The sequence below is a fragment of the Clostridium sp. LS genome, assembly GCF_002760435.1.
Classification (GTDB): domain Bacteria; phylum Bacillota; class Clostridia; order Clostridiales; family Clostridiaceae; genus Clostridium.
Window position 1 is genome coordinate 65,412 of the sequence record NZ_AUUU01000028.1, and the last position, 12,028, is coordinate 77,439.

Annotated in this window: 9 protein-coding genes; 1 reads left to right on the plus strand and 8 read right to left on the minus strand. The window is 29.6% G+C overall.

The window, feature by feature from the left end:
* Positions 1-39 precede the first annotated feature (39 nt).
* Positions 40-1,263: a maltose ABC transporter substrate-binding protein gene (locus tag COL3_RS07285; protein ID WP_008418852.1), complete on the minus strand. Its 1,224-nt coding sequence runs from the start codon at positions 1,261-1,263 to the stop codon at positions 40-42.
* Between the two features lie 197 nt (positions 1,264-1,460).
* On the opposite strand from COL3_RS07285, the gene COL3_RS07290 reads away from it, so the two are divergent.
* Entirely contained in the window at positions 1,461-2,144 is a 684-nt protein-coding gene (locus COL3_RS07290) for an AraC family transcriptional regulator (RefSeq protein ID WP_008418850.1), read from the plus strand.
* 69 nt (positions 2,145-2,213) lie between these two features.
* Here COL3_RS07290 and COL3_RS07295 read toward each other — a convergent pair whose 3' ends face one another.
* From COL3_RS07295 to COL3_RS07325, 7 genes are all read right to left on the minus strand, one after another.
* A complete protein-coding gene (locus COL3_RS07295; RefSeq protein WP_008418848.1) occupies positions 2,214-3,017 on the minus strand; it encodes a response regulator in 804 nt (267 codons plus the stop codon).
* Between the two features lie 43 nt (positions 3,018-3,060).
* Positions 3,061-4,677 carry a sensor histidine kinase gene (locus COL3_RS07300; RefSeq protein ID WP_242982113.1) on the minus strand — a complete coding sequence of 539 codons (1,617 nt, stop codon included), beginning with the start codon at positions 4,675-4,677 and terminating at the stop codon, positions 3,061-3,063.
* Positions 4,678-4,845: 168 nt separating this feature from the next.
* A complete protein-coding gene (locus tag COL3_RS07305) occupies positions 4,846-6,084 on the minus strand; it encodes an extracellular solute-binding protein (RefSeq protein ID WP_242982114.1) in 1,239 nt (412 codons plus the stop codon).
* Between the two features lie 152 nt (positions 6,085-6,236).
* On the minus strand, positions 6,237-7,949 hold the full coding sequence (locus tag COL3_RS07310) for a methyl-accepting chemotaxis protein (RefSeq protein ID WP_008418843.1): 1,713 nt from the start codon (positions 7,947-7,949) through the stop codon (positions 6,237-6,239).
* 312 nt (positions 7,950-8,261) lie between these two features.
* Entirely contained in the window at positions 8,262-9,287 is a 1,026-nt protein-coding gene (locus COL3_RS07315; protein ID WP_008418841.1) for a sugar ABC transporter substrate-binding protein, read from the minus strand.
* A 126-nt stretch (positions 9,288-9,413) separates the two neighbouring features.
* The gene (locus COL3_RS07320) at positions 9,414-10,430 is read right to left on the minus strand and encodes an ABC transporter permease (protein ID WP_008418839.1); all 1,017 of its coding nucleotides are present in this window, start codon (positions 10,428-10,430) and stop codon (positions 9,414-9,416) included.
* Positions 10,414-11,925 carry a sugar ABC transporter ATP-binding protein gene (locus tag COL3_RS07325; protein WP_008418836.1) on the minus strand — a complete coding sequence of 504 codons (1,512 nt, stop codon included), beginning with the start codon at positions 11,923-11,925 and terminating at the stop codon, positions 10,414-10,416. Before COL3_RS07325 ends, COL3_RS07320 begins: the two co-directional genes overlap by 17 nt.
* Positions 11,926-12,028 lie beyond the last annotated feature (103 nt).

Here is a 12,028-nt window from a genome sequence, read left to right on the forward strand (position 1 = left end):
GTATAATTCAAAACTAAGGCTTGGAATCGTTTAAGTACTCTAATTATTACTAGCCTTAATATTGTCCTGAACTGCTTTTTCTATATCTTTAGCCACTGTAGCTGGATCTTCTCCATTTAATATTCTTGACATGTTATCCATAGGCTTCCATATAGCTTCAATTTCCGGTATATTAGGAATTGGTATCGCTGAATTTGTTTGTGATATAAACCCTTGTGTAGATTCATTATTCTTTATCTCATCTTTATTTAATTCTGCCTTAAGCACTGGTATTCTATTTCCTATCTTGTATAGTCTTTCTCCTGAATTATTAGCTAAATACTTCATTAACTTCCATGCATCATCTTGTATTGGTGATTTGCTGCTTACAAATCCAGCTTGCACCCCCATTAGTGTTTTTGCTTCTACTCCATTTATCTTCGGAAGCTTGACTACCCCGAAATTTACACCTGCATCTTTAAATCCACTAATATCCCAAGGTCCCCCTATATAAAATATTGCATTTCCTGATTTAAATGAACTATTAGCTATATCAGCAGTTATATCTGCTGGCATGAATTTGTCCTTTTGTACTAAATCCTGCAAAAATTTATAAGCTTTAATTGCTCCATCATTTGCAAGCCCTATGTCGTCAACTTTTAAACTTCCTTTGTCTCCTCCAAATATATACCCACCATAGGATTGAACAAAAGCCGCACCATAATAGAACTCATTCATTGAAAATTGAAATCCAGATGGACCATAAGCTTTTGCTTGACTTACTAAGTCTTCAATTGTTTTCGGAACTTCTTTAACCTTATCTTTGTTGTAGAATAAAGCATAAGTTTCCATAGACAATGGAACACCATATGCCTTTCCATCATAAGATACAGCATCCCAAACAGCACTATTTACATAATCATCTCTGTTTGCAAAATCTTGTGGAACTTCTGCAAGTAATCCAGCTTGATGAAATGTTCCTAAGTTGTTATGAGTTAATCCAAAAACTAAATCCGGACCTTTTGATGAATTTGCAGCTTGCAAAAAAGACTGAAATGGTGAATTATCTTTAATTACTTTTACTTTTTTTCCATTTTCTTTTGCCCATTCTTGAGCAATATTATTTAATTCTTCAACTTCATTATCCATTAAATATGACCAAACCACTATTTCTTTACTATCCTTTTCAGACGAGCCTTGAGATGATTTTCCACATCCGCCAAGCATTGATGTAAAACAAATACCTGTAACTAACATAGCCATAATCTTCAATTTTTTACGCATCTTAACCCCTCCAATTATTATTATAAATAGAATCCCTTCGTTAAACGATTGCAATCATTACAGCTTAATTATAACAACTTTACATTTATTAATTTATCTTAAATTAACCTTTTTTATTTCTAAATGCCCAAAGTTCTATATTTTCGGTTATAATTTATTTATAATTTAATCATCATTTATTTTGGGAGGTATTCGCTATGTATGATGCCTATGATTCTGATAGCTATTTTTTTAGCAATGAAATTACTTTTTTAATGGAACAAAAAGATAAACAAGCAATTCTCAACATAATCGAACAAAAGCATAAGGATGAAAATAAAGAATTTATTCCTATTACTACTAAGAAAAATGATTTAATGATATGGAATGTAATATTTGCTAGAGAAATAATTAAGCAGGGAACGTCAAAGCAGTTTATTCATACTTTATATAATAAATATTATAGAACAATTCAGACCTTAAATAGTTTAGAACTCCTTCAAAAATTAGAAATTAATATTGCTACCTCTTATCTTGATATATTAATTAATTTTGTTGAAGTTACTGATAACTTTATCATAAACAAAATTATTGGTTTTTTATATATACGTTTGGAAGATCATTTGAGCCTTAAAGAAATATCTGATGAACTAAAAGTTTCTGTAGGATACATATCTAGATGCTTTAAGAAAAATATGGGTGTATCAATAATGACCTACTTTAAAAATATAAAAATAGATAGAGCTAAAACTTTGCTAAAGAACACAGACAAGACCATCCTTGAAATTTCTGCACAACTCAGCTTTTGCGATCAAGGAAATTTCTCCAAAGCTTTTAAAGGTATAGTAGGAATGACTCCAATGGAGTATAGAAACACCTATCATCTAAAAGAAAAATATTAGGTATATAAAAAAGTGTCTGCCTTATGTTATTAATAAGTTTGCAGACACTTTTATTTATAAATTTAACTCCTATGAATTTTGTTTTTTATATTCTTTTATGGATAAACCAGTACATTTTTTAAACCAGTTACTAAAATAATTAGGATCATCTATTCCAACTTTTTTAGAGATTTCATAGGCTTTTGCATTTGGGTTCTTTAGCATTTCAGTAGCTATTTTTATTTTAGCATTTACAATATATTCCGAAAAAGTTTCATCAGTTTTCTCCTTAAAAACTCTGCTTAAATAACTTGGATTAATATAAAAATAGTCAGCTACAAGCTTTAAGGATAAGTCTCGATTAGATATATTTTTTACTATAAATTTTTTGATTTGTTCTATACTTAAATTTTTATCCTCTGGTTCATTACCGTTATTTAAATTTATTATGCTATTAAACGCAACCATCTTTTCTTTTATATCTTTATATTCTTTTTTCCTCAAATGCTCAGTTAAAATCTCACTTTTTACCTTTAAAACTGAATTCCTTAATTCCTCTTCATCTATAGGTTTAAGTATAAAATCACTTACCCCAATCTTTATGCTCCTTTTAGCATATTCAAACTCATTGTAACCTGTAATAACAATCACCTTAATATCAGGATGTTTTTCTAAAATGCATTTACTCATATCTAGACCATCCGTTATGGGCATATTAATATCTGTCAAAATAATATCTGGCTTCTCTTTATTTATTAGGTTTAACCCCTCAACCGCATTGGAGGCTTCAGCAATTATATTCATCCCGATTTCATTCCAATCAATGCAATTTTTTATTAGATCTCTTATAAGATGTTCGTCATCAATTATCATAACTTTTATATTGTTATTCATAAGCTCTTACCTCCCTTTAAAATAACTGGTTAGGCAACTTTATCTACTTCCTGATTCTAGGCATCTTAATTGTTATTTTAGTACCAACATTTTTTTTACTTTCAACAATAAACTCATATTCATCACCATAAAATACCCTTAATCTTTCCTTTGTTGTTCTTACTCCAATACCTGTCGTCATATTTTCATTTATATTTCTGACTTGAGATTCATCCATACCAATTCCGTTATCTTCCAAAGTCAATATAACTTTCTCTTCTTCCTGAAAGGTTGATATTCTTATCTTTCCTTTATCTTTGCTGCTTCTAATCCCGTGATAAATAGAATTTTCAACCAATGGCTGCAATACTAATTTTAATATTCTAAAGTCATCGCAGCGTGGATCCAAATCATATTCAACCTCAAACATATTCTCATACCTTATATTTTGAATGATCAGGTAGCTTTTTACCGTATTTATTTCTTCTTTTACAGTAATAATATCCTTTCCATTATTTAAACTTGTTCTATAAAACTTACCTAAAGCTTTTATCATTTCGTATATAGTTCTATTTTTCCCTAATAACGCTAGAGAGTTAATAGTATCAAAAGTATTATATAGAAAATGAGGTTTTATTTGTGACATTAACAAATTCAGTTCATTTTGTCTTTTTATTTTTTCATCTTCACGTATTTTATCAAGAAGTAAATTAATTTGAGAAATCGCAATATTATATCCCTTTTTTAATTCTCCCACTTCATCATTATAAGTTTTTATTTTAACAATATTAAACTCGCCACTTTCAATATCCTTCATTGATTCACTGAGTTTTTTCAAAGGTTTTGTAATGAATTTAGATATTACCATTGATCCAATAATAATTAATAAGAAATTTATGATACTAAAACATAGAAGAAAATAATTAGTATATTTCGTTTGCTGCGGCGATTCACTATACTGAGCTATAGTGGCTAATTTCCAATTATACTCTGGAGTCTTGAGATTTGATATAATATAATCTTTTCCTTTTATTTTTTCTACTAGAAATCCCACTTTGGAATTGGTAGAATTGTCCTTTTCTATTGCGTCTAACATTTCTGAATCAATGTCTGCACCTGTTATTAATTCATTTTTCTCATTTTTTATAACTAATTTTGTTCCATACTGATTACTTAATTTCAAGCTTAAATTGTAAAAAGCACTATCGTTCATATTAATAATTAATATCCCAATTTTTTCACCAGTATTTATATCATTAATTACTCTTATAAGAGATACATAATTATTACCATTTCCCTCAAAAAATCCTCCACCATTTAACTTTAATATATATTTACCTTTACCTTCTAGTAGCTCATTATACCATTCAGAATTTTTAATTCTTTCAAGTTGAAAATCTTTATAAAAAACATTTTCAGAATAATATTTATTTCCAAAGTCATCTAATATATATATAGAAGATATATTAGAGTTAAAGTTTGTATACTGTATTAAGTAATTACTAATATTATCATAATCATCCCCTTCTTTACCTTGCTCATGAACTTTTTTTAATGTACTTTGAACATTGTCACTTGATATGATCATCTTTGAGATATCATCAACATTATTGATTATCATACTGGTGTTAGTTTCAGCGCTTTCTAAAACTTCAACTGAACTTTGTTTCATCTTTTCCATGTTATATATAGAATTTATCTTTCCATATGCAAAGGTAAGTATAACCGTTGAGAGTATAAAGATTATTGAGAAATATATAATAATCTTCATACTTATTTTTGAATTCAAATATTTATCCTTTAAATTCTTTAATACAAGAAATATTTTATGCATTTAATCATATCCTCATCATTCTATTTTCTCCATTTCTTTTGCAAAATCTTCAGGACTTATTTGACCTTTAAATAGCTCAAGCACTAATTCTTTGTGCTTATTACCTTTTTCTTCTCCTAAATAAATATCTCCATATAAGCTATATGATGCGTTTTCTGTTAGTCCTTCTAATTCTTTAGATAGCTTATTTATATTACTCGCATCATCAGTATAATTCCAAGCAGGGAGACCTGAACCAAATTCATAGTATTTTTTAGATACTTCTTCTGCTATAAACTCAGCTGCCGCAACAGCTTCTTTTTTATATTTTGAATTATTGCTTATCATCAAATGATCTACTGCTCCGCCTAAGAATTCCTTGCTAGTTCCTTTACCTTCTTTCATTACGGGAAATGTTTTAACGATTACATTGTCTCTTACAGAAGGTTCTGCATTTTTTAATTCCCCGATAAACCAATTTCCTGTAAAATACATAGGAATTTCTCCACGCTTAAAAAGCATTTCAGATTCATCCCTTGTAAGCTCCCAACTTGACTCATTAAAAGCTTTAAGATCCACTAATTCTTTTAATTTATATGCTGCCTTTAATATAGAGTTACTTCTTTCTGTGCCTGTATTAGAGTCACTAACTCCACCTATTCCCCCTTCTCGCAGTGCTAACATATCGTAGTAAAGAATTCCTGTCCAATTATCCTTTTCTCCAACTAATAATGGTGTTATTCCTTTATTTTTAAACGCCTTTACAGCATCTATAAATTCATCATAGTTATCTGGTATTTTTATATTGGCTTCAGAAAAAAGCTTTGTATTACAATAAAAGGTACCAACAGATAAGGTCATTGGTAATCCATATATGCTATTATCATAAGTTATATTATTGAGCATTCCTTTATTGATCTTATCTTTTGTCTCTTCATCTAAATATTCATTAAGATTTAATACCTTTCCCGATTCTATAAATGGCTTACTAAAACCTCCTCCCCAAGAATAAAATATATCCGGTAATTCATTTGTGGCAAAAGCTGTTTTTATTTTCGCCTTATATCTTTCGTTTTCCACTGCTTCAACTTTAATTTGAACGTTTGGATTGGCCTTGTTCCACTCTTCTACGGTATCCTGTACAATCTTTCCATTAGCATCAATTGTAGTTTGTGACCATATATGCCACATAGTTAACGTTATCTTCCCCTGATTTTCTGCATTATTTTTTTCACTTAATGAACAACCACTTAAATTGGCTATGAATATTAACATTATAGAAAATAAAAATACCTTTTTTATAATTATCCCCCCTAGAGAACACATATAATTAGATAGTCATAGAACAAATTCTATCATACTACCACAATACAATCTTGATTTATCTGTTTTTAGAATTTTTAATATAATTAACTAATACAGTTTAGCTAAATGTTAAATTTATTGATAACTTCATTTAATTTTAAAGCCAATTCACTCTGACTTTGAGCATTTGAAGAAATTTGCTCCACTTCGTAAGTTACCTCATTTATACTGTTTAATATGTCATTTGAATTATTCTTAGATTGCTCTATATTAGTTGAGAACTCTTGTATGGCACTGCTTACATTATCTATACTTAAATTTATTATTTTAACCATAGCTTCAATTTCTTCTGACATTTCATTAATAAATTTAGCATCATTTTCATAACTTTTACTTGATTCTATCATAAATTCATAATCAGCATTAACGTTTCTTTCTATATAGTTTAAAATCCCTTTCGAATTTTCTGATAAATACTCGAATACATTTTTTATTTCTTCTACAATCCCCTGAATACCGCTTACTGTAGAAATGGATTCCTCCGCTAATTTACCCACTTCATCTGCAACTACTGCGAACCCTTTTCCCTTTTCTCCAGCCCTTGCAGCCTCTATACTTGCATTTAGAGCTAAAAGATTAGTTTCAGAAGCAATATTTACTATAGATTCGCTTAAGCCTTCGATTTTTTTAACTACTTTACCTCTTTCTATTGCATCTTTAATCCTTTCGTTCTTTTCCATGTATATAGTTTTCGATAAATGTCTGGACGTTTCACTTTTTTCCTTAATGCTGCTAGACTTAATTTTTATATCAATAGATTTTTCAACTTCTTTATTTACTATCTCAGTCAAATTATTTATATTTTCATTTATTTTTTGTATTGATGCTACAAATTCTTCAGTGGAAGAATTAGTCTCTTGAACTCCCAATGCTATCTCATCTGTAGATTTATTTATAAATAAAAGTTTAGAGCTTATTTCCTGAACTGAAGCTGCTAATTCTTCTGATGAAGCAGATAACTCAGTTGAATTATCTAAAATTATTCTTATGAGTTTTTTTACATTTTCTAACGCAGTATTAAGAGCAGCCCCTGTCTGCGCAAATTCATCTTTTCCAATAATTTTAATTTCTTCTGAAAAGTTATATTGCGCTAGATTTTTAGCATACTCTTTAATTCTATTTAATGGTATTAGTATGTTTCTTGTCATAGAAAAACCCAGAATTAATGTAAAGGCCAATCCTATTACTATATAAGTAATTATTTGTACCTCAACATTTTTATGTAAACTTATATTATTATTATTTTCATCTTTAGCCTTAAAGGAACTGTAATCTATTAATTTTGTTAATGATGCTGCCACCTTGCTTCGTGATACCTCTAAATTTTGATGATCCATGAAAGCTGCATCATATTTATTGCTATTAATAAATTGTAACACATTATTACTTTTTTCTTTATAATTTTTATAGTTATCTGTAAAATTTGATAGTTCTTTTTTCTGATAATCATCTAAATCTAATTCATTATATCTTCGTATGTAAGAATCTTCTTGCTCAAATCCATTGATAATATCATCATTCAATTTTTTTATCATCAATTCATCTTTTTCATAAATTAAACTTAATATATTATTGCTTACTTCTAGTGAATTTTCATTTAGTTTGTGTAAAATATCTATGGATGTAAGATCAGTATTGTACATACTATTTGAAGCAATATTAACTTTATTTAGACTTTTTAAACCTATATTACCCAATAATGCAATAATTATAAACAATAATGCATATGAAAATATTAACCTTTTTCCCACTTTAAAATTACTCCAAAATTTCATATACTAAACCTCCTGTGACTCTTCCTAACTGTAATTTCTCCTCTGTATATGCAGCCGTTCAAACCAACTTTATAAAACAATCTCTTTTATTCGGCTAATTTACTAAAAAGTAATAAAAAGGATAACTCAGTGAGAAATATATTTAAAGTAGACTTTAGCGAACATAAGAAAGTAAATTTCTTTATATCTTATGTCAATCAAACTATATTAAAATAAATGCTATCATTTATTATTACAATAATTTCATCTACCAGATACATATTAATCATCTGAATTAACCTATTAACTTTGAGTTTTATCTGTATTTAATTATTACTTTGTTTCAGTTGTGAATTGTTTTTGTTTTTCTTTTCCGTATTCAACAATTTTATCTGCAGTAACCCATTTAACTGGCACTGGATAAACATCATCAACTTTTTCGCCTTTTATTTTCTTATCTAAAGTATCTATTATTGTTTTACCTATTAAATAAGAATCTTGGTCAACAATTCCTGATATTAAATTGCTACTTACACCATTTTCCCAAGTTGGAGTATAGTCAAAACCAAAATGATATATACTTCCTGCCTTGCCTTGAGATTTTATTGCTTCCATTACACCAGTATCTGGACCTTCTGATCCTAATGAGAATACAGCTACCATGTCTGAATTTGAAGTTATTTGGCCTTCTAATTGCCTTTTTGATTCTGCTGATTGGTCATTATCTTGAATTGGCTCTAACCATTGGAAATTTTTAGCATCATCACCCATAATTTTCTCAAAACCAGCTTTTATTCCATCTTCTCTATATGTCATAGTTGTTTGAGTTAAATTTACTGCTGCCATTGCAATTTTACCTTTTGTGATGCCTTTTTCTTTTAATGCTTTAGCCCCATTTTCTCCAAGTTGTTCCCCTGCAAGCTTATTATCTGTTCCTATATAAGATGTTCTATTTTCTTTTGTCTTTACATCAGCATCAAAAGTTACTATTGGAATCCCTTTATCATTTGCTTCCTTAACTTTCTTATCAAACATATCTGGATCCATTGGTGCAATAGCTATTCCTGCTGCTTTATTTTTTATAGCCTCATCTAAAAACCCAATATGTTTTTCATTTTTTTGTGTTTCATTTGGAGGTGAAGTCTTAACTACTAAATCATATCCTAACGCCTTAGCCTCATCCTCAGCTGCCTTCTTCATAGGTGACCAATAAGCCCCTGTATCAACTATTGGAATAAAATAGATAACCTTTTTTCCACTTGTACTTGCTGTTCCATCTGTTTGTGTTTTTGTTCCACATCCTGCTAAGCTACCAACAATAAATACTGTTGATAATAAAGCGATAATTTTCTTCTTCATAAAATTTTTTCCCCTTCCGTAATTTCAAATTTTTGAGATATGTTGTTATATTTAAAGCTTCATTCAGTAAATTCTTAAATTATCAACTATAAATCTGCTGAATTAAGCTTAAATCGCACTTTTCAGTTAACTTTTTTTCTTAAATATGCTTCCTTTTCTGTAGAAATCTACTACTATAGCAAGTACTATAACAGCTCCTGTTACAGCTTGTTGTAAGAATGAGTTAATTCCGAGAATAGCCAATCCACTTTGGAATACTTGTATTGTAAATATTCCAACCATAGCTCCTCCGATAGTTCCTACTCCTCCTCCAAATTGAACACCACCCATGATTGCACCTGCCATTGCAAATAAATCTGGACCGTTTATTTCACTTGGAGCACCAACATTAATACTTGACATTAGCAGGATTCCAGCTATTGCAGCTAAAAGACCTTCGATTGCATATACTTTTATGACATGCTTGTTTACATTTATTCCTGATAGTCTTCCTGCTTCTTTGTTTGATCCAACTACGTAGCAGTACCTACCAAACCTTGTATTTTTCATTAAATAAGCCATAACGATAACTATAATGATAAATACTATAGTGTTAGTGTGTATTATTGATATCCCAACCTCTGTGTTGGAAAGATTGTAAAACCAGTCTGGAACTCCTTTAATATAAATTCCATTTGTGAAAAATAGTATTAATCCTCTTATTAAGTAACTTGTACCCATCGTAAGTATGAAAGATTCTAATTTAAATTTTGTAATCAATATCCCATTAAACAATCCCCAAAGCGCACCTACCAGTAACCCAGCAAGTAAAGAAATAGGCAAGCTAACCCCTTTTACAGCTAAATATGCTACTGTACATCCTGAAAATGCTGCTATTGCACCTATTGAAAGATCAACACCTCCAGTTACTATTACCATAGTAATTGCAACAGTCAAAATTCCTACTGTCGGAATCTGCCTTAAAAAATTGGACATATTTGCTGCCCCTAAAAAGTCAGGACTTGCAATTGAAAATGTTAAAATAAGTACTACAAGCACTAAATAAATTGAGTATTTTAGAAATAAGTTTTTAATATTAAACCTTTCCATTTTTGTCTTAATACTTTCCTCTTGAACAACTTTATTATTAATTGTTTGGCTCATCTTTATTAATCCCTCCAAGCGTAGCTAATTTCATAATCTTTTCTTGTGTCGCTTCTTCTCTGCTAAGTTCTCCTGTCATTCTGCCTTCACACATAACATATATTCTGTCTGACATACCTAATAGTTCTGGTAATTCAGAAGAAACCATAATAACCACTTTGCCTTTTCTAACTAAATCATTCATTATATGATATATCTCAGCTTTAGTACCAACATCTATTCCTTTAGTTGGTTCATCAAAAATAAATATTTCTGAATCTGTATTTAACCACTTAGCTAATATTAACTTTTGTTGATTTCCACCAGATAAAGTTCCTGCCATAACGTCAAGGTTTGCAGTTTTAATCTCAAGTGCTTTTTTAAATCTCTCTCCAGTATCTCTTAACTTCTTATGATTTAAAACAAAGTCTTTTAAATTAGTAATAGTTATATTATCAAGTACACTCATTACTAATGATAAACCTTGGCTTTTTCTATCTTCTGTTAAAAGACATATCCCATTATTAATTGCATCTATAGGTGAATTAATCTTAACTTCCTTTCCATTTACTTTTATCTTACCTTCACTAATTCTATCAGCACCAAAAACAAGTCTCATAAGTTCTGTTCTTCCTGAACCAACTAAACCAGCTAGTCCTAAAATTTCGCCCCTTCTTGCTTTTAAGCTGATATTTTTAACTCTATCAGCATAATCACTTAGGCCTTCGACTTCTAGAACATATTCCTTTGGTTCAAAAACTTCCTTAGGAAATAATTCTGTCAGATCTCTTCCTACCATCATGTTTATAAGTCTTTCCTGAGTTATTCCTTCTAGCTCACAGCTTTCAATATAGGTACCATCTCTTAGTACTGTTGCTCTATCACAGATATCAAAAACTTCTTTCAATCTGTGTGATATATATATTGCCGAAACTCCTTCTTTCTTTAAAGTCTTTATAACTTTAAAAAGGTTTTCAACATCTTTCTGAGATAGTGATGTTGTTGGCTCATCAAAAATAATCATTTTTGCATTTAGGCTTATTGCTTTAGCTATTTCCACCATTTGCTTTTGGGCAGTTGGCAGCTGCATAACTAAGTCAGTAGGTTTTATATCAATCCCTAATTTATTAATTATGGAATTTGTGTCTTCATGTAATTTTTTATAATTAACAATACCTAAAGACTTGTTTTTATATGGAAGCCTTCCCATATAGACATTTTCTGCTACTGTCAATGTTTCAGCTAAATTTAACTCTTGATGAACAAATCCGATACCTAATTGTGCAGCCTTTGTTGGATTAACTACTCCACAGTCAACTCCTTCAACAAATATTTGACCTTCATCCTGTGTATGAACTCCCCCAAGTATTTTCATTAAAGTTGATTTTCCAGCACCGTTTTCTCCCAATAAAGCATGTACTTCACCTTTTCTAATTTCCAGCTGTACTCCTTTAAGAGCATAAACTCCTGGGAATTTTTTATGTATGTTCTTCATTTCTAAAAATACATTACTCAAGTTCTAACCACCTCAACTTTCTTAATTACTAATCGTTTTCATGACTTATTCTACAATAATAAATTAACTAATTATATATAATATCTTTACGTTTACATTTGAA

Bases quoted from the DNA above. Each gene is read 5' to 3' on its own strand.
- COL3_RS07310 (WP_008418843.1), bottom strand. From the start codon at position 7,949: ATGAAATTTTGGAGTAATTTTAAAGTGGGAAAAAGGTTAATATTTTCA.
- COL3_RS07320 (WP_008418839.1), bottom strand. From the start codon at position 10,430: ATGAGCCAAACAATTAATAATAAAGTTGTTCAAGAGGAAAGTATTAAG.
- COL3_RS07305 (WP_242982114.1), bottom strand. From the start codon at position 6,084: ATGTTAATATTCATAGCCAATTTAAGTGGTTGTTCATTAAGTGAAAAA.
- COL3_RS07315 (WP_008418841.1), bottom strand. From the start codon at position 9,287: ATGAAGAAGAAAATTATCGCTTTATTATCAACAGTATTTATTGTTGGT.
- COL3_RS07295 (WP_008418848.1), bottom strand. From the start codon at position 3,017: ATGAATAACAATATAAAAGTTATGATAATTGATGACGAACATCTTATA.
- COL3_RS07300 (WP_242982113.1), bottom strand. From the start codon at position 4,677: ATGGAAAAGATGAAACAAAGTTCAGTTGAAGTTTTAGAAAGCGCTGAA.
- COL3_RS07290 (WP_008418850.1), top strand. From the start codon at position 1,461: ATGTATGATGCCTATGATTCTGATAGCTATTTTTTTAGCAATGAAATT.
- COL3_RS07285 (WP_008418852.1), bottom strand. From the start codon at position 1,263: ATGCGTAAAAAATTGAAGATTATGGCTATGTTAGTTACAGGTATTTGT.